Raw genomic sequence first — 15,864 nt, forward strand, 5'->3', positions numbered from 1 at the left:
CCATGGCTAAGACTATTAAAGTTACACAAACTCGCAGCTCAATTGGCCGTCTGCCGAAGCATAAAGCTACTCTGCTCGGTCTGGGTCTGCGTCGTATTGGTCACACCGTAGAGCGCGAGGATACTCCTGCTGTTCGCGGTATGGTCAACCTGGTTTCCTACATGGTTAAAGTTGAGGAGTAACAGATGCGTTTAAATACTCTGTCTCCGGCTGAAGGTGCCAAGCATGCGCCTAAGCGTGTAGGTCGTGGTATTGGTTCTGGCCTGGGTAAAACCGGCGGCCGTGGTCACAAAGGTCAGAAGTCTCGTTCTGGCGGTGGCGTACGTCGTGGTTTCGAAGGTGGTCAGATGCCTCTGTACCGTCGTCTGCCGAAATTCGGCTTCACTTCACGCAAAGCGATGATCACGGCAGAAGTTCGTCTGTCTGAACTGGCTCTGGTTGAAGGCGATGTTATCGACCTGAACGCGCTGAAAGCCGCTAACGTAGTTGGTGTCCAGATCGAATTCGCGAAAGTTGTACTTTCTGGCGAAGTCGCTCGTCCGGTAACCCTGCGTGGTCTGCGTGTCACCAAAGGCGCTCGTGCTGCTATCGAGGCTGCTGGCGGTAAAATTGAGGAATAAGTAGCAGATGGCTAAGCAACCAGGATTAGATTTTCAAAGTGCTAAAGGCGGGCTCGGCGAGCTGAAGCGCAGACTTTTGTTTGTCATCGGCGCGCTGATTGTCTTCCGCATCGGCTCTTTCATTCCGATTCCTGGTATCGATGCCACTGTGCTTGCCAAATTGCTTGAGCAGCAGAGAGGCACTATCATTGAAATGTTTAACATGTTCTCTGGTGGTGCCCTCAGCCGTGCTTCTATCTTTGCTCTGGGGATCATGCCGTATATTTCGGCGTCGATCATTATCCAGCTGCTGACGGTGGTTCATCCGGCGTTGGCGGAAATCAAGAAAGAAGGGGAGGCTGGCCGTCGCAAGATTAGTCAGTACACCCGTTACGGTACGCTGGTATTGGCCATATTCCAGTCGATCGGTATTGCTACCGGTCTGCCGAATATGCCTGGTATGCAGGGCCTGGTGTTAAACCCAGGCTTTGCATTCTACTTTACTGCGGTTGTGAGCTTGGTCACCGGGACAATGTTCCTGATGTGGCTGGGTGAGCAGATTACTGAGCGCGGTATCGGCAACGGTATCTCGATCATTATCTTCGCGGGTATTGTAGCGGGGCTCCCGCCGGCAGTGGCCCATACTATCGAGCAAGCGCGGCAAGGCGACCTGCACTTCCTCCTGCTGCTGTTGGTTGCAGTATTGGTGTTTGCAGTAACCTTCTTCGTTGTTTTCATCGAGCGTGGTCAACGTCGTATCGTCGTTAACTATGCGAAGCGTCAACAAGGTCGTCGTGTTTATGCAGCACAGAGTACACACTTACCGTTGAAAGTGAACATGGCGGGTGTTATCCCGGCGATTTTCGCTTCCAGCATTATTCTGTTCCCGGCCACGATTGCATCATGGTTTGGGGGCGGTACCGGTTGGAACTGGCTGACTACGATTTCGCTGTATTTGCAGCCAGGGCAACCGCTTTATGTGTTACTCTATGCGTCTGCAATCATCTTCTTCTGTTTCTTCTACACGGCGTTGGTATTCAACCCGCGTGAGACAGCAGATAACCTGAAGAAGTCCGGTGCCTTCGTACCAGGAATTCGTCCGGGAGAGCAAACGGCGAAGTATATCGATAAAGTAATGACGCGTTTAACCCTGGTGGGCGCGATGTACATTACTTTCATCTGCCTGATCCCGGAGTTCATGCGTGATGCAATGAAAGTACCATTCTACTTTGGTGGTACCTCGCTACTGATCGTGGTTGTCGTCATCATGGACTTTATGGCTCAAGTGCAAACTCTGATGATGTCAAGTCAGTACGAGTCTGCATTGAAGAAAGCAAATCTGAAAGGCTATAACCGCTAGTCAGATTCGTTTGAGAAGTTACGGAGAGTAAAAATGAAAGTTCGTGCTTCCGTCAAGAAATTATGTCGTAACTGCAAAATCGTTAAGCGTAACGGTGTCGTTCGTGTGATTTGCAGCGCCGAGCCGAAGCATAAACAGCGTCAAGGCTGATTATCTCGCATATTTTTCTTGCAAAGTTGGGTTGAGCTGGCTAGATTAGCCAGCCAATCTTTTGTATGTCGCACTGCAACATTATTTGAGTATCCTGAAAACGGGCTTTTCAGAATGGTGTTGCTGTATAAAATAGTAGGAGTGCATAGTGGCCCGTATAGCAGGCATTAACATTCCTGATCACAAACATACCGTTATCGCCTTAACGTCGATCTTCGGTATCGGTAAAACCCGTTCACAGGCTATCTGTGCATCTACGGGTATTGCTGAAAATGTTAAGATCAGTGAGCTGTCTGAAGAGCAAATCGAAAAGCTTCGTGATGCAGTTGCCAAATACACCGTTGAGGGTGATTTGCGTCGTGAAATTACCCTGAGCATCAAGCGTCTTATGGACCTTGGTTGCTATCGTGGTTTGCGTCATCGTCGTGGTCTGCCGGTACGCGGTCAGCGCACCAAGACCAACGCTCGTACCCGTAAGGGTCCGCGCAAGCCGATCAAGAAATAATCGGGGTTATTGAATAATGGCAAAGGCACCTGTTCGTACACGTAAGCGTGTAAGAAAGCAAGTCTCTGACGGCGTGGCTCATATCCATGCTTCTTTCAACAACACCATCGTTACCATCACTGATCGTCAGGGTAATGCTTTGGGTTGGGCAACAGCCGGTGGTTCCGGTTTCCGTGGTTCTCGTAAGTCCACTCCGTTCGCAGCACAGGTTGCAGCAGAACGTTGTGCTGACGCAGTAAAAGAATACGGTATCAAGAACCTGGAAGTTATGGTTAAAGGACCTGGTCCTGGTCGTGAGTCTACTATCCGCGCTCTGAACGCGGCTGGTTTCCGCATCACTAATATTACTGATGTGACTCCGATCCCTCATAACGGTTGTCGTCCGCCGAAAAAGCGCCGCGTGTAACGCAGCTTTTAGGATTGTTGGAGAAAGAAAATGGCAAGATATTTGGGTCCTAAGCTCAAGCTGAGCCGTCGTGAGGGCACAGACCTGTTCCTTAAGTCTGGCGTTCGCGCGATCGATTCCAAGTGTAAAATTGAACAAGCACCTGGTCAGCACGGTGCGCGTAAACCGCGTCTGTCTGATTACGGTGTTCAGTTGCGTGAGAAGCAGAAAGTTCGCCGTATGTACGGCATTCTGGAGCGTCAATTCCGTAACTATTACAAAGAAGCAACCCGCCTGAAGGGCAACACCGGTGAAAACCTGTTGCAGCTGCTGGAAGGTCGTCTGGACAACGTTGTTTACCGTATGGGCTTCGGCGCTACTCGTGCAGAGTCACGTCAGCTGGTTAGCCACAAAGCAGTTATGGTAAACGGTCGCGTTGTTAACATCGCTTCTTATCAGGTATCTCCGAATGACGTAGTCAGCATCCGCGAGAAAGCTAAAAAGCAGTCTCGTGTTAAAGCTTCTCTGGAGCTGGCTGAGCAGCGTGAAAAGCCGACTTGGCTGGAAGTTGATGCTGCTAAGATGGAAGGCGTGTTCAAGCGTATGCCTGAACGTACCGATCTGTCTGCGGACATTAACGAACACCTGATCGTCGAGCTTTACTCCAAGTAAAGCTTAGTACCAAAGAGAGGACACAATGCAGGGTTCTGTGACAGAGTTTCTAAAACCGCGCCTGGTAGATATCGAGCAAGTCAGTTCGACGCACGCCAAGGTGACCCTTGAGCCTTTAGAGCGTGGCTTTGGCCATACTCTTGGCAACGCACTGCGCCGTATTCTGCTTTCATCTATGCCGGGTTGCGCGGTGACCGAGGTTGAGATTGATGGTGTACTGCATGAGTACAGCACCAAAGAAGGCGTACAGGAAGATATCCTGGAGATCCTGCTCAACCTGAAAGGGCTGGCGGTGAGAGTTCAAGGCAAAGACGAAGTTATTCTTACCCTGAATAAATCTGGCATTGGCCCTGTGACCGCTGCCGACATCACCCATGATGGTGATGTCGAAATCGTCAAGCCTCAGCACGTGATCTGCCACCTGACTGATGAGAACGCGGCTATCAGCATGCGTATCAAAGTTCAGCGCGGTCGCGGTTATGTGCCGGCTTCTGCCCGAATTCATTCGGAAGAAGATGAGCGCCCAATCGGTCGTCTGTTGGTTGACGCCTGCTACAGCCCTGTAGAGCGTATCGCCTACAATGTTGAAGCTGCGCGTGTAGAACAGCGTACTGACTTGGATAAGCTGGTCATCGAGATGGAGACCAATGGCACGATCGATCCTGAAGAGGCGATCCGCCGTGCGGCCACCATTCTGGCTGAACAACTTGAAGCTTTCGTTGACCTGCGTGATGTACGTCAGCCGGAAGTTAAAGAAGAGAAACCGGAATTCGATCCGATCTTGCTGCGCCCTGTTGACGATCTGGAATTGACTGTCCGCTCTGCTAACTGCCTCAAGGCAGAAGCTATCCACTACATCGGTGATCTGGTACAGCGTACCGAGGTTGAGTTGCTGAAAACGCCAAACCTGGGTAAAAAATCTCTTACCGAGATTAAAGACGTGCTGGCCTCACGTGGTCTGTCTCTGGGCATGCGCCTGGAAAACTGGCCGCCGGCAAGCATTGCTGACGAGTAACCGGATCACAGGTTAAGGTTTTACTGAGAAGGATAAGGTCATGCGCCATCGTAAGAGTGGTCGTCAACTGAACCGTAACAGCAGCCATCGCCAGGCTATGTTCCGTAACATGGCCGGCTCTTTGGTTCGTCATGAGATCATCAAGACGACCCTGCCAAAAGCAAAAGAGCTGCGTCGCGTTGTTGAGCCGCTGATTACTCTTGCCAAGACCGACAGCGTAGCTAATCGTCGTCTGGCATTCGCCCGTACTCGTGATAACGAGATCGTGGCAAAACTGTTTAACGAGCTGGGCCCGCGTTTCGCGAGCCGTGCCGGTGGTTACACTCGCATTCTGAAGTGTGGCTTCCGCGCAGGCGACAACGCGCCGATGGCATACATCGAGCTGGTTGATCGTGCTGAGTCTCAAGCAGAAGTAGCAACTGCAGAGTAATCTGTAGACGCGTAAAAAAACCGGGCTTGCCCGGTTTTTTTACGTCCAAATCCAGCCAAATGTGCTCAATTCCCCCGCCGAGCTTAAGATCCCCGCTCCTATCCGTTATGCTTAGACTCATTCAATAAGCTCACTGAGGCTGTCTGTTATGGGGTTGCTCGACCAATGGGCGGAACGTCATATCCTTGATGCCCAGGATAAAGGCGAGTTCGACAATCTGCCCGGCCAGGGACAACCGCTCGTGCTGGACGATGACAGCGCGGTGCCTGCTGAGCTACGCGCCGGTTACCGCCTGCTGAAAAATGCCGGTTATTTGCCGCCGGCGCTGGAAGATCGCAAAGAGGCATTAACCGTTGCTCACTTACTGCAAGGGATCAACAGTGAGCATCCGGACTATGTCGATCTCAGCAAGCGCATGGCGCTGCTGGAACATCGGTTACGTCACGCTGGAATGAGCACGGACTTCTTGCATGGCGAATATCAGCGTGCGCTGGACGGTAAACTCACCCGAGAGGAGAAGTAATGTTCAAGATAGGTCAGTTGGCCAAGCTTGCCGAAGTGACGCCGGATACCGTGCGTTACTATGAAAAGCAGGGCATGATGGATCACAATGTCCGTACTGAAGGCGGTTATCGGCTGTACACCGAGCAGGATCTGCAGCGGCTGCGTTTTATCCGCTATGCCAAGCAGTTAGGCTTTACTCTGGAAACGATCGCCGAGCTGCTGTCGATCCGGGTCGATCCGGAACATCACACCTGCCAGGAATCGAAGTCTATCGTTGATGCGCGCCTGAGCGAAGTGGAAAGCAAGTTGGCGGAGCTGACCCGGATGCGTGAATCGTTGAAACGGCTGAGCGACGCCTGCTGCGGTACCGCCCATACCAGCAACTACTGTTCGATCCTGGAAGCTTTGGAACAGGGCGCCAGCGATGACAAAGGCAAAAAAGGTTGCTGACGGCACTTTAATTTTTATATCGCCGGCAGTATTATCGCCCCGTTTTATCCCTCATATTTTACAGGAGCATTATCATGACGAAATATCGTCACACCAAAGGCCAGATTCAAGATAACGCCATTGAGGCGCTGCTGCATGATCCGCTATTCCGTCAGCGGGTAGAAAAGAATGTGAAAGGTAAAGGCAGCTATCGGCGTAAAGAAAAACACAACAAAGGCGGTAACTGGGAGGCCAGTGGCAAACTATCAAACGATAATTTACCACTGGCCTTCTGGTTTTAAGGCATTAAAAAAGCCACCTTCATCCGGTGGCTTTTTATTGGCATAACCAAATGCTGTCTTACAGTTTTGGCTGCTGTTGATGGCTCAGCAAATCACGGATTTCCGTCAGCAGTTTCTCTTCTGCAGTAGGTTCTGGCGGCGCTGCCGGAGCTTCTTCTTGTTTGCGGCGCATTTTGTTCATCAATTTAATCGCCAGGAAGATGGCGAAGGCGACAATCACGAAGTCAAATACGGTTTGGATGAATGAACCGTAGTTCATTACCACCGCCGGTACGGCGCCCTGAGCTTCACGTAATACCAGATGGAACTGTTTAAAGTCGACACCGCCGATCAGTAAGCCCAGCGGAGGCATGATGATATCAGCGACGAAGGATGAAACAATCTTGCCGAACGCGGCGCCGATAATCACACCGACGGCCAGATCGACCACGTTGCCGCGCATGGCAAATTCGCGAAACTCTTTCAACATACTCATAGAACGCACCCCTTGCAGAATTAATAACTCAAGTTTAACAAAGCAATTTCCCTTTGCCACAAAAGGAGAGAAGTTTTATCTCCTCTCCAGGCAGAGAACAACTACGCGATTATAGACCATCGCCAAATAAATTCGTTCTACAAGAAGAACGGGCTCGGTTGGAACAGGCGTTCAACGTCCGGCACGAATTTCTTGTCGGTAATAAACATGATGACATGATCGCCCTGTTCGATTTTGCTGTTGCCGTTAGCGATGATGACGTCGTCGCCACGAACGATAGCGCCGATGGTGGTACCCGGTGGCAGCTTGATATCTTCAACGATGCGGCCAACCACTTTGGACGTGCTTTCATCGCCGTGGGCAATCGCCTCGATCGCTTCCGCCACGCCGCGGCGCAGCGATGAAACGCTGACGATATCCGCTTTGCGCACATGCCCAAGCAGCGCGGAGATGGTTGCCTGCTGCGGTGAAATGGCAATATCGATCACGCTGCCTTGTACCAGATCGACATAGGCGCGCCGCTGGATCAAGACCATCACTTTCTTGGCGCCCATGCGCTTGGCCAGCATGGCCGACATGATGTTGGCCTCATCGTCGTTGGTGATGGCGATGAAGACATCCACCTGCTCGACGTGCTCTTCGGCCAGCAGTTCCTGGTCGGAGGCATCGCCATAGAACACGATGGTATCGTGCAACTGCTCGGCCAGTTCGGCGGCACGTTGCTGATTGCGCTCAATGAGTTTGACGTTATAGTCTTTCTCCAGCTTGGCGGCCAGGCCGGCGCCGACGTTGCCGCCGCCGACGATCATGATGCGCTTATAAGGTTTTTCCAGCCGTTGCAGTTCGCTCATCACCGCGCGAATGTGCTGTGAGGCGGCAACGAAGAACACTTCATCACCGGCTTCGATAATGGTCGAGCCTTGCGGACGAATCGGCCGATCCTGGCGGAAAATGGCGGCGACGCGAGTGTCGATATGCGGCATGTGTTCGCGCATCGAAGAGAGCGCATTGCCGACCAGCGGGCCGCCGTAATAGGCTTTAACCGCGGCGATGCTGACCTTGCCTTCGGCGAAGTTGACCACCTGCAGCGCGCCGGGGTATTCAATCAGCTTGTAGATATAGTCGATGACCAGCTGCTCCGGCGAAATCAGATGGTCGATCGGCACCGCTTCCGGCAGGAACAGTTTCTCCGACTCGCGGATATATTCCGGCGCGCGGATACGGGCGATACGGTTGGGGGTATTAAACAGAGAATAGGCGATCTGGCAGGCGATCATGTTGGTTTCGTCGGAGTTGGTGACGGCGACCAGCATGTCGGCGTCTTCTGCGCCGGCTTCGCGCAGCACCCGGGGGTGAGAACCATGTCCCTGAACCACTCGCAGATCGAATTTATCCTGCAGCTGACGCAACCGGCCGGAGTCGGTATCGACGACGGTGATATCGTTGTTTTCACCTACCAGGTTTTCCGCCAGCGTCCCGCCAACCTGCCCGGCACCAAGAATAATTATTTTCATCGTGTTCTCTGCTTCACACTGAAAGACTTAGGGCGCGTACGCACCCTGAAGAATTACATTTTAATCAGCTTAGCGTAAAAGAAGCCATCGCCGTCCTCGGGATGCGGGATATTCTGCCGTCCCGGCCGCTGCGCATCGCCGGTTTCAACCAGCTTGGCATCGGCATGGCGCTGCAAGAACGCGGCGATCTGGCTACTGTTTTCATCCGGCAGAATAGAGCAGGTTGCGTAAACCATTACGCCGCCTGATTTCAGATGCGGCCAGACGGCTTCCAGGATATCGGCCTGCAGGGCGGCGAGTTCGGCGATGTCGCGATCGCGGCGCAGCCATTTGATGTCGGGATGACGGCGGATCACGCCGGTGGCCGAACAAGGCGCGTCCAGCAGGATACGGTCGAACTGCTTGTCACCGCACCATTGCTGCGGTGTGCGGCCATCGCCCAGTTTAACCTCTGCGTGTAAACGCAGACGCTGCAGGTTTTCTTTCACCCGCGCCAGACGCTGTTCGTCGATATCGACGGCCATAACCTGTGCTTTCGGCGCCGCTTCCAGAATATGCGTGGTTTTGCCGCCGGGCGCGGCGCACAAATCGAGGATCTGTTCACCGTCTTGTGGATCCAGCAGATCAACACAGCCTTGGGCTGAGGCATCTTGCACGGTGACCCAGCCGTCGGCGAACCCTGGCAGATCGGTCACGGCACAAGGTGCCAGCAACCGCACGGCGTCGGCATAGTCTGCATGAGGCTCCGCGGCGATGCCGGCGTCGGTCAGCAGCTGCAGGTAAGCCTCACGGGTGTGATGCAGGCGGTTGACGCGCAGCCACATCGGCGGCTTCTGGTTATTGGCGTCGACGATCTGTTGCCAGTTGGCGGGATAAGCCTGTTGGATGCGTTTCAGCAACCAGCCCGGGTGCAGGTAGCGGCTGTCATTGTTGGCGGCGCGCTGCAGAAGTTCTTCCTGCTGGCGCTGGAATTGCCGCAAGACGCCGTTAATCAAACCTTTCAACTGTGGGCGTTTCAGCGCCACCGCACCTTCCACGGTTTCTGCGAGTACGGCGTGCGCCGGGATACGGGTATACAGCAGCTGATACAAGCCGACCATCAGCAAATAGTGAAGTGTACGTTGCTTGCCGGTCAGCGGTTTGGCCATTAATTGCTGAATGCACCATTCGAGCTGCGGCAGTACGCGTAACGTGCCGAAGCACAGTTCCTGCAGCAACCCGCGGTCTTTATCGCTGATGGAGGTTTGCAGCGCCGGCAGGACAGTACTCAGTGACTGCCCTTGATCCAGCACCTGGCCGATGGCTTTGGCAGCGATGCTGCGGAGATTGTAATTATTTTTCATAGGCTGAAGCTGATAACGATCGGCATTAAGAAAATAACGGCCCGGCGATGAACGGCCGGGCAGTGGGGTGACTTACAGCCGGTTACCCGGGGTAAACCATTCACGACGTGAATTTAACAGGTCTTGCGCCGACATCGGTTTCTTGCCGGCGGGCTGCAGTTGGATCAGATTGAGGATACCGTCGGCGGTCGCCACCTGAATGCCGTGCTTGTCGGCATGGACAACGGTGCCCGGCTCCGCGTTGGCGCTTTCCGCCATAACGCTGGCCTGCCACACTTTCACCGGTTGCTCATCGATGGTGAAGTAGCTTATCGGCCAAGGGTTGAAGGCGCGGATGCAACGCTCCAGCTGTGCGGCGGACAGTGTCCAATCCAGGCGAGCTTCTTCTTTGCTCAGCTTCTCGGCGTAGGTGACCTGCGACTCGTCCTGCACTTCGCGGGTGGCGCTGCCGTCGGCCATTTGGCGCAGCGTCGTCAGCATGCTCTGCGGGCCGAGCTGCGCCAGCTTGTCGTAGAGGCTGGCGCTGGTATCGCTGCTCTCAATCGGGCAGGCGATCTTGTGCATCATGTCACCAGTATCGAGACCGACATCCATCTGCATAATGGTCACGCCGGTTTCGCTGTCACCGGCCCAGAGCGAACGCTGGATCGGCGCCGCGCCGCGCCAGCGAGGCAGCAGCGAACCATGTACGTTGATGCAGCCAAGACGCGGCATATCCAGCACCGCTTGAGGCAGAATCAACCCGTAGGCCACCACCACCATCACGTCGGCGTTGAGATCCGCCACCAGACGCTGGTTCTCTTCAGGGCGTAGCGATTTAGGCTGAAATACCGGCAATTGGTGTTGTTCGGCCAGCATTTTGACCGGGCTGGGCGTTAGCTTGTTGCCGCGGCCTGCCGGACGGTCGGGTTGAGTGAATACGCCGACAATCTGGTGCTCAGATGACAACAGCGCGTCAAGATGACGCGCTGCGAAGTCTGGTGTTCCGGCGAAAATAATCCGTAAAGAGTCAGACACGTTGATTTCCTGATCGGTTAGGCGCGGGCTTGAAGCTTGGCCATTTTTTCCAGTTTCTGACGAATGCGCTGACGCTTGAGCGGCGACAGGTAATCGACGAACAGTTTACCCATCAGGTGATCCATCTCGTGCTGGATGCAGATTGCCAGCAGATCGTCCGCTTCCAGCTCGAAAGGTTTGCCTTCGCGATCCAGCGCGCGGATCTTCACCTGCGCGGCGCGTGGCACCAGCGCACGCTGCTCGGGAATGGAAAGACAGCCTTCCTCGATGCCGGTTTCGCCGCTCTTTTCCAGCAGCTCCGGGTTGATCAGCACCAGGCGCTGATCGCGATTCTCGGAGACGTCGATCACGATAATGCGCTGATGGATATCCACCTGAGTCGCAGCCAGGCCAATGCCTTCCTCTGCGTACATGGTTTCAAACATATCATCCACGATGCGCTGGATATCTGCATTGACTTCTTTTACCGGCGCTGCGACTTTGCGCAGACGCTCGTCTGGGAAATGTAATACCTGCAAGACTGACATATATCTTTAGATCTGTATCCGAGTAATGAACGAGGTTTAACCTCTATTCTAGACATTTCCCGACCTGATTGACAGCATTGCGCACCAATTGCTCAGATTGGCAATACCACCGTTTTTGCTGAGGGAACAGACGATGCGGCCGGAAGAGATCGCTTTACGGATGCGGGGAGTCACGGGGCTACAGACCGTCGTGGCCAGTCGGCTCGTGCGACAGTTATCGCAAATGAGTGGCGAGCCTCGCCGCGTGTTGCATGAGCTGGGATTGAACGAACGGCAGCAGGCACAGTTCAACCGGGTGGATCCCGTCTATCTGGCGGCCACCCTGCGTTGGCTGGAGGAGCCGGCGCACCGTATGCTGAACTATGGGGCGGCCGGCTATCCTGAAAACCTGGCTCAGATCGACGACGCGCCGCTGTTTCTGCTGATCAAGGGCGATCCTCGGGTGCTGTTGCAACCTCAGCTCGCTATGGTCGGCAGCCGGCAGTTCAGCCATTACGGCGAGCGTTGGGCGAACCATTTCGCCGAGGAGTTGGCGCGTTGCGGTTTCACCATCACCAGCGGTTTGGCGATCGGCATCGACGGCATTTGCCATCGTGCGGCGCTGGCGGCCGATGGCTGCACGATTGCGGTGTTGGGCAGCGGGCTGGGCAATATCTATCCGCGCCGGCACCGCCGGCTCGCGGAGCAGATAGTCGAGCAGGGCGGCGCCGTGATTTCGGATCATTTAGTTACCGATTTGCCTCTGGCCGACCATTTCCCACGCCGTAACCGCATTATCAGCGGGCTCAGCCTGGGGGTTCTGGTCATAGAAGCTTCGCTGCGCAGCGGTACCCTGGTGACGGCTCGCTACGCGTTGGAGCAGGGGCGTGAGGTGTTCGCCTTGCCAGGGCCATTAGGAAACCCGATGAGTGAGGGGACGCATGGGTTAATCCAGCAGGGCGCACATCTGGTCACCGGGCCGAAAGATATCGCCGAATTGCTGGGAAGCGGCCTTCAATGGCTGTCACTGAACGAAAATACAACTATTTGTGCGTCGCAGGCTGAAGTTGAATTGCCATTTGGCGATGTGTTGGCTAACGTAGGAGATGAGGTGACACCTGTTGACGTCGTCGCTGAACGTGCCGGCCAACCTGTGCCAGTGGTGGTAATCAAGTTACTCGAGCTGGAGTTAGCAGGGTGGATCGCAGCTGTACCCGGCGGCTATGTCCGAATAAGGAGGGCAAGCCATGTTCGACGTACTCATGTACTTGTTTGAAACTTATATCCACAATGAACCAGAGATGCGCGTCGATCAGGATCAACTGACCGATGATCTCGCTCAGGCGGGGTTTCATCGGGATGATATCTACAACGCGTTGAATTGGCTTGAGAAGTTGGCTGACCTGCAAGAGGGTCAAAATGCCCCTTACTTTATGGATGCCGATCCGCTGGCAATGCGGATCTACACCGAAGAAGAAGGTGCACGTCTGGACGCCGGCTGCCGTGGTTTTCTCCTGTTCCTGGAACAGATTCAGGTATTGAACCTCGAAACCCGTGAAATGGTTATCGACCGCGTTATGGCTTTGGATAATGCGGAATTCGATCTCGAAGATCTGAAATGGGTCGTGTTGATGGTGCTGTTTAATATCCCCGGATATGAAAGCGCCTATCAGCAAATGGAAGAACTGTTGTTTGAAGTGAACGAAGGTTATCTGCATTGAGCCGATAACGCGCATAGAAGACGTTATGACAAAAAACGCGATTTTTGCCGCCAGGCAAAATGAACCCTGTCCGGAATGCGGGGCCGAACTGGTGATCCGTAGCGGTCGCCACGGCCCCTTCCTCGGCTGTTCCCAGTACCCTAAATGCCAATATATTCGGCCGCTGAAAACGCAGGCCGATGGACATATCGTTAAGGTCTTGGATGGGCAACAGTGCCCGAAATGTCAGGCGACGTTGGTGCTGCGCCAGGGGCGCTATGGCATGTTTATCGGCTGCAGCGATTATCCGCAGTGCGATCACACTGAAGTGATCGATAAGCCTGACGAAACCGCCATTACCTGTCCGCAATGCGGCCAAGGCAAACTGCTGCAGCGCAAGTCGCGTTACGGCAAAGTTTTTCATTCCTGCGATCGTTACCCGGAATGCCAGTTTGCCCTCAATGTTAAACCTGTCGCCGGTGAGTGCGCCTATTGCCATTATCCGCTGCTGATGGAAAAGCGCACGGCAAAAGGCCCCGTCCTGTGCTGTGCCAGCAAGCTGTGCGGAAAACCCGTCGCGACTACAGAATAATCACATCATGAACTCAGAATTAAGCCCGAACCTTTTATCTATCATCGATGCTTTGCATCAACAGCAGGTGATTGCGTATCCCACAGAAGCCGTATTCGGCCTGGGTTGCGATCCCGACAGCGAGCAGGCGGTCAATGCATTGCTGGCGCTGAAACAGCGGCCGTGGGAAAAGGGGCTGATTTTGATCGCCGCCGACTATGCACAGCTTAAGCCTTATATCGACGACAGTGCACTCAGCGAACAGCAGCGCACGACGATGTTTGCCAGCTGGCCTGGGCCGGTAACCTGGGTTTTGCCCGCTAGGCCGGAGACGCCGCGTTTGCTGACCGGACGCTTCAGCTCGCTGGCGGTGCGCGTCAGCGATCATCCGTTGGTGCAGCAGCTGTGTCGGCAGTACGGCAAGCCGCTGGTGTCGACCAGCGCCAATCTCAGTGGGCTGGAGCCATGCCGCAGTGCGGATGAGGTCACGCGGCAGTTCGGCGAAGCTTTCCCGGTATTGCGTGGCAAGGTGGGTGGCCGTCTTAATCCTTCCGAAATCAGAGACGTTCTGACCGGCGAACAGATCCGTCAGGGCTAGAGGTAATGGGCATGGAGAAGTTTGCGGTATTTGGCAACCCTATCGGCCACAGCAAGTCGCCGCGAATTCATGCGCTGTTTGCTGCCCAGACCGGCATTGAGCATCCTTATGGGACGGTGTTGGCGCCGTTAGACGGTTTTGAAACCAGCCTGCAGGCGTTTATCCGCGCCGGAGGGCTGGGGGCGAACGTCACGGTGCCTTTCAAGGAGCGTGCTTATTCGGCCGCTTCTGAGCTGAGCGAGCGCGCAGCGATGGCCGGTGCGGTCAACACCCTGAAGGTATTGCCTAATGGCGAGCTGTTGGGGGATAACACCGACGGCATCGGGTTGCTGACCGATCTACAGCGTCAGCAATTGATCCGGCCGCAGGATCGCATCCTGCTGGTGGGCGCCGGCGGCGCAGCGCGCGGCGTGATCCTGCCGCTGCTGTCTTTCGGCTGTCGGCTAACGATCACCAACCGCACCTTCAGCCGAGCCCAGGCGTTGGCAGACGCTTTTCGGCATCTGGGGGAGATCTCGGCGACGCCGATGGATCAATTGGATCAGCAAGCGTTCGAACTGGTGATCAATGCGACGGCGTCCGGCATCAGCGGAGAGATCCCGGCGTTGCCGGCGGGCGTAGTTAATGCACACACTCGTTGCTATGACATGTTCTATCAGCAGGGCGCTACGCCATTCCTGGCCTGGGCGCAGCAGCAGGGGGCAACGGAATATGCCGATGGGTTGGGCATGCTGGTGGGGCAGGCGGCGCATGCTTTCCTGCTTTGGCATGGAGTGATGCCAGAGATTGAGCCGGTATTGCGCCAGTTGCGCAGCGAACTGGCGGCATAAATCCTGCCCCGTTCTCTTTATTTATAGAGAACGGGGTTCCCGTCAGATGTCTTCCGACAGGTATTCATCTTTCCAGCGTACATAGTTGTTCGAAGAATAAAGCAATCCTTCCAACTCGGCGGCGGTCAACGGCCTAACCTGGCGTGCCGGGCTGCCCATATAGAGATAGCCGCTGACCAGGCGTTTGCCCGGCGGCACTAAACTGCCGGCGCCAATCATCACGTCGTCTTCTACTACTACACCGTCCAGCAGGATCGATCCCATACCGACCAGCACCCGGTTGCCGATGGCGCAGCCGTGCAGCATCGCTTTATGGCCTACGGTCACGTCTTCTCCAATCAACAGGGGATAACCGTCGGGGTTATGTTCGGAGCGGTGAGTCACATGCAGTACGCTGCCGTCCTGTATATTGCTGCGTGCGCCGATCTTTACCGCATTGACGTCGCCCCGAATGGCGACCAGCGGCCAGATGCTGACGTCATCCGCCAGATCGACGTCGCCGATGACGACGCTGGAAGGATCGATCAAGACGCGCTGACCGAGTTTGGGGGTGTATTGAAGATAAGAACGTACTGCATCGGACATGGTGCTTGCCTCACGTCGGGATCATATTTACCGGCAATACTAGACTCTGGCGATGGAATTACAACCAATCGCAGCGCCGGATCCTGCGGAAAATGGCCCTGATCGCACAAGATCCACTCGGAAGGGCTGAAAAGTGTGCAAACAGAAAGAAAAGATCAAAAAAGGGGTTGTGCAAAAAACTCGGATCCCTATAATGCGCCTCCATCGACACGGCGCAAGTGATTCACTTCACACAGCGGCCGGGAAGAAAGAGAAAAAATCCTGAAAATTAGGGTTGACTCTGAAAGAGGAAAGCGTAATATACGCCACCTCGAGTTAGCAAGCGAAAGCGCCTAACTCACTGCTCTTTAACAATTTATCAGACAATCTGTGTG

Annotated in this window: 23 protein-coding genes; 17 read left to right on the top strand and 6 right to left on the bottom strand. The window is 54.6% G+C overall.

Annotated elements, in window-relative coordinates:
* Window positions 1-2: 2 nt before the first annotated feature.
* The 12 genes from rpmD to H7A77_RS24420 all read left to right on the top strand — a co-directional run bounded on the left by rpmD (window position 3) and on the right by H7A77_RS24420 (window position 6,351).
* On the top strand, window positions 3-182 hold the full coding sequence (rpmD, locus tag H7A77_RS24365) for a 50S ribosomal protein L30 (protein WP_048232028.1): 180 nt from the start codon (window positions 3-5) through the stop codon (window positions 180-182).
* A 3-nt stretch (window positions 183-185) separates the two neighbouring features.
* Window positions 186-620 (top strand): 50S ribosomal protein L15, encoded by a 435-nt coding sequence (gene rplO, locus H7A77_RS24370; protein ID WP_004929742.1) that lies wholly within the window; start codon window positions 186-188, stop codon window positions 618-620.
* 7 nt (window positions 621-627) lie between these two features.
* Entirely contained in the window at window positions 628-1,959 is a 1,332-nt protein-coding gene (gene secY, locus H7A77_RS24375) for a preprotein translocase subunit SecY (protein WP_004929740.1), read from the top strand.
* A gap of 33 nt (window positions 1,960-1,992) precedes the next feature.
* Window positions 1,993-2,109 (top strand): 50S ribosomal protein L36, encoded by a 117-nt coding sequence (gene rpmJ, locus H7A77_RS24380; protein ID WP_002227352.1) that lies wholly within the window; start codon window positions 1,993-1,995, stop codon window positions 2,107-2,109.
* 148 nt (window positions 2,110-2,257) lie between these two features.
* Window positions 2,258-2,614: a 30S ribosomal protein S13 gene (rpsM, locus tag H7A77_RS24385; protein ID WP_004929734.1), complete on the top strand. Its 357-nt coding sequence runs from the start codon at window positions 2,258-2,260 to the stop codon at window positions 2,612-2,614.
* A 16-nt stretch (window positions 2,615-2,630) separates the two neighbouring features.
* Window positions 2,631-3,020 carry a 30S ribosomal protein S11 gene (gene rpsK / locus H7A77_RS24390; protein WP_004929731.1) on the top strand — a complete coding sequence of 130 codons (390 nt, stop codon included), beginning with the start codon at window positions 2,631-2,633 and terminating at the stop codon, window positions 3,018-3,020.
* A gap of 30 nt (window positions 3,021-3,050) precedes the next feature.
* On the top strand, window positions 3,051-3,671 hold the full coding sequence (gene rpsD / locus H7A77_RS24395) for a 30S ribosomal protein S4 (protein ID WP_004929729.1): 621 nt from the start codon (window positions 3,051-3,053) through the stop codon (window positions 3,669-3,671).
* A 25-nt stretch (window positions 3,672-3,696) separates the two neighbouring features.
* Window positions 3,697-4,686, top strand: coding sequence for a DNA-directed RNA polymerase subunit alpha (gene rpoA / locus H7A77_RS24400; RefSeq protein WP_002919219.1), 990 nt, complete (start codon window positions 3,697-3,699; stop codon window positions 4,684-4,686).
* Window positions 4,687-4,726: 40 nt separating this feature from the next.
* Window positions 4,727-5,116, top strand: coding sequence for a 50S ribosomal protein L17 (rplQ, locus tag H7A77_RS24405; RefSeq protein ID WP_004929726.1), 390 nt, complete (start codon window positions 4,727-4,729; stop codon window positions 5,114-5,116).
* A 148-nt stretch (window positions 5,117-5,264) separates the two neighbouring features.
* Window positions 5,265-5,639 (top strand): DUF1992 domain-containing protein, encoded by a 375-nt coding sequence (locus H7A77_RS24410; RefSeq protein ID WP_033645242.1) that lies wholly within the window; start codon window positions 5,265-5,267, stop codon window positions 5,637-5,639.
* Window positions 5,639-6,070: a Zn(2+)-responsive transcriptional regulator gene (gene zntR / locus H7A77_RS24415; RefSeq protein WP_016930321.1), complete on the top strand. Its 432-nt coding sequence runs from the start codon at window positions 5,639-5,641 to the stop codon at window positions 6,068-6,070. The genes H7A77_RS24410 and zntR overlap by 1 nt, the downstream gene beginning before the upstream one ends.
* A 74-nt stretch (window positions 6,071-6,144) precedes the next feature.
* Entirely contained in the window at window positions 6,145-6,351 is a 207-nt protein-coding gene (locus tag H7A77_RS24420) for an alternative ribosome-rescue factor A (RefSeq protein ID WP_004929720.1), read from the top strand.
* A 58-nt stretch (window positions 6,352-6,409) separates the two neighbouring features.
* Here the strand turns inward: H7A77_RS24420 and mscL are convergent, their stop codons facing one another.
* From mscL to def, 5 genes are all read right to left on the bottom strand, one after another.
* On the bottom strand, window positions 6,410-6,826 hold the full coding sequence (gene mscL / locus H7A77_RS24425; RefSeq protein WP_033645241.1) for a large-conductance mechanosensitive channel protein MscL: 417 nt from the start codon (window positions 6,824-6,826) through the stop codon (window positions 6,410-6,412).
* 137 nt (window positions 6,827-6,963) lie between these two features.
* Window positions 6,964-8,340, bottom strand: coding sequence for a Trk system potassium transporter TrkA (trkA, locus tag H7A77_RS24430; protein WP_004929716.1), 1,377 nt, complete (start codon window positions 8,338-8,340; stop codon window positions 6,964-6,966).
* A 53-nt stretch (window positions 8,341-8,393) separates the two neighbouring features.
* A complete protein-coding gene (rsmB, locus tag H7A77_RS24435) occupies window positions 8,394-9,683 on the bottom strand; it encodes a 16S rRNA (cytosine(967)-C(5))-methyltransferase RsmB (RefSeq protein WP_182074766.1) in 1,290 nt (429 codons plus the stop codon).
* A gap of 72 nt (window positions 9,684-9,755) precedes the next feature.
* Window positions 9,756-10,700: a methionyl-tRNA formyltransferase gene (fmt, locus tag H7A77_RS24440; RefSeq protein ID WP_182074767.1), complete on the bottom strand. Its 945-nt coding sequence runs from the start codon at window positions 10,698-10,700 to the stop codon at window positions 9,756-9,758.
* Window positions 10,701-10,717: 17 nt separating this feature from the next.
* The gene (def, locus tag H7A77_RS24445; protein WP_015379260.1) at window positions 10,718-11,227 is read right to left on the bottom strand and encodes a peptide deformylase; all 510 of its coding nucleotides are present in this window, start codon (window positions 11,225-11,227) and stop codon (window positions 10,718-10,720) included.
* Between the two features lie 133 nt (window positions 11,228-11,360).
* Between def and dprA the strand changes: the two genes are divergently transcribed.
* The 5 genes from dprA to aroE are packed head-to-tail and all read left to right on the top strand — an operon-like array spanning window position 11,361 to window position 14,905.
* On the top strand, window positions 11,361-12,482 hold the full coding sequence (dprA, locus tag H7A77_RS24450) for a DNA-protecting protein DprA (RefSeq protein ID WP_046898644.1): 1,122 nt from the start codon (window positions 11,361-11,363) through the stop codon (window positions 12,480-12,482).
* Window positions 12,454-12,927: a DUF494 family protein Smg gene (gene smg / locus H7A77_RS24455; RefSeq protein WP_025160381.1), complete on the top strand. Its 474-nt coding sequence runs from the start codon at window positions 12,454-12,456 to the stop codon at window positions 12,925-12,927. The genes dprA and smg overlap by 29 nt, the downstream gene beginning before the upstream one ends.
* A 25-nt stretch (window positions 12,928-12,952) precedes the next feature.
* A complete protein-coding gene (locus tag H7A77_RS24460) occupies window positions 12,953-13,498 on the top strand; it encodes a type I DNA topoisomerase (protein ID WP_182074768.1) in 546 nt (181 codons plus the stop codon).
* A gap of 7 nt (window positions 13,499-13,505) precedes the next feature.
* Entirely contained in the window at window positions 13,506-14,075 is a 570-nt protein-coding gene (gene tsaC, locus H7A77_RS24465) for an L-threonylcarbamoyladenylate synthase type 1 TsaC (RefSeq protein ID WP_033645237.1), read from the top strand.
* Between the two features lie 11 nt (window positions 14,076-14,086).
* Window positions 14,087-14,905 carry a shikimate dehydrogenase gene (gene aroE / locus H7A77_RS24470; RefSeq protein WP_182074769.1) on the top strand — a complete coding sequence of 273 codons (819 nt, stop codon included), beginning with the start codon at window positions 14,087-14,089 and terminating at the stop codon, window positions 14,903-14,905.
* Between the two features lie 42 nt (window positions 14,906-14,947).
* On the opposite strand, the gene H7A77_RS24475 is transcribed toward aroE, so the two are convergent.
* Window positions 14,948-15,490: a gamma carbonic anhydrase family protein gene (locus H7A77_RS24475; protein ID WP_033645236.1), complete on the bottom strand. Its 543-nt coding sequence runs from the start codon at window positions 15,488-15,490 to the stop codon at window positions 14,948-14,950.
* Window positions 15,491-15,864: the final 374 nt, after the last annotated feature.

Origin of the sequence: Serratia sp. ME47 (genome assembly GCF_903970925.1) — a bacterium.
GTDB lineage: Bacteria > Pseudomonadota > Gammaproteobacteria > Enterobacterales > Enterobacteriaceae > Serratia > Serratia ureilytica.

Excerpts from the sequence above, each read along its gene's own strand:
- rpmD (WP_048232028.1), top strand. The coding sequence starts at position 3 with ATGGCTAAGACTATTAAAGTTACACAAACTCGCAGCTCAATTGGCCGT.
- rplO (WP_004929742.1), top strand. The coding sequence starts at position 186 with ATGCGTTTAAATACTCTGTCTCCGGCTGAAGGTGCCAAGCATGCGCCT.
- secY (WP_004929740.1), top strand. The coding sequence starts at position 628 with ATGGCTAAGCAACCAGGATTAGATTTTCAAAGTGCTAAAGGCGGGCTC.
- rpmJ (WP_002227352.1), top strand. The coding sequence starts at position 1,993 with ATGAAAGTTCGTGCTTCCGTCAAGAAATTATGTCGTAACTGCAAAATC.
- rpsK (WP_004929731.1), top strand. The coding sequence starts at position 2,631 with ATGGCAAAGGCACCTGTTCGTACACGTAAGCGTGTAAGAAAGCAAGTC.
- rpsD (WP_004929729.1), top strand. The coding sequence starts at position 3,051 with ATGGCAAGATATTTGGGTCCTAAGCTCAAGCTGAGCCGTCGTGAGGGC.
- rpoA (WP_002919219.1), top strand. The coding sequence starts at position 3,697 with ATGCAGGGTTCTGTGACAGAGTTTCTAAAACCGCGCCTGGTAGATATC.
- rplQ (WP_004929726.1), top strand. The coding sequence starts at position 4,727 with ATGCGCCATCGTAAGAGTGGTCGTCAACTGAACCGTAACAGCAGCCAT.
- H7A77_RS24410 (WP_033645242.1), top strand. The coding sequence starts at position 5,265 with ATGGGGTTGCTCGACCAATGGGCGGAACGTCATATCCTTGATGCCCAG.
- zntR (WP_016930321.1), top strand. The coding sequence starts at position 5,639 with ATGTTCAAGATAGGTCAGTTGGCCAAGCTTGCCGAAGTGACGCCGGAT.
- H7A77_RS24420 (WP_004929720.1), top strand. The coding sequence starts at position 6,145 with ATGACGAAATATCGTCACACCAAAGGCCAGATTCAAGATAACGCCATT.
- mscL (WP_033645241.1), bottom strand. The coding sequence starts at position 6,826 with ATGAGTATGTTGAAAGAGTTTCGCGAATTTGCCATGCGCGGCAACGTG.
- trkA (WP_004929716.1), bottom strand. The coding sequence starts at position 8,340 with ATGAAAATAATTATTCTTGGTGCCGGGCAGGTTGGCGGGACGCTGGCG.
- rsmB (WP_182074766.1), bottom strand. The coding sequence starts at position 9,683 with ATGAAAAATAATTACAATCTCCGCAGCATCGCTGCCAAAGCCATCGGC.
- def (WP_015379260.1), bottom strand. The coding sequence starts at position 11,227 with ATGTCAGTCTTGCAGGTATTACATTTCCCAGACGAGCGTCTGCGCAAA.
- dprA (WP_046898644.1), top strand. The coding sequence starts at position 11,361 with ATGCGGCCGGAAGAGATCGCTTTACGGATGCGGGGAGTCACGGGGCTA.
- smg (WP_025160381.1), top strand. The coding sequence starts at position 12,454 with ATGTTCGACGTACTCATGTACTTGTTTGAAACTTATATCCACAATGAA.
- H7A77_RS24460 (WP_182074768.1), top strand. The coding sequence starts at position 12,953 with ATGACAAAAAACGCGATTTTTGCCGCCAGGCAAAATGAACCCTGTCCG.
- tsaC (WP_033645237.1), top strand. The coding sequence starts at position 13,506 with ATGAACTCAGAATTAAGCCCGAACCTTTTATCTATCATCGATGCTTTG.
- aroE (WP_182074769.1), top strand. The coding sequence starts at position 14,087 with ATGGAGAAGTTTGCGGTATTTGGCAACCCTATCGGCCACAGCAAGTCG.
- H7A77_RS24475 (WP_033645236.1), bottom strand. The coding sequence starts at position 15,490 with ATGTCCGATGCAGTACGTTCTTATCTTCAATACACCCCCAAACTCGGT.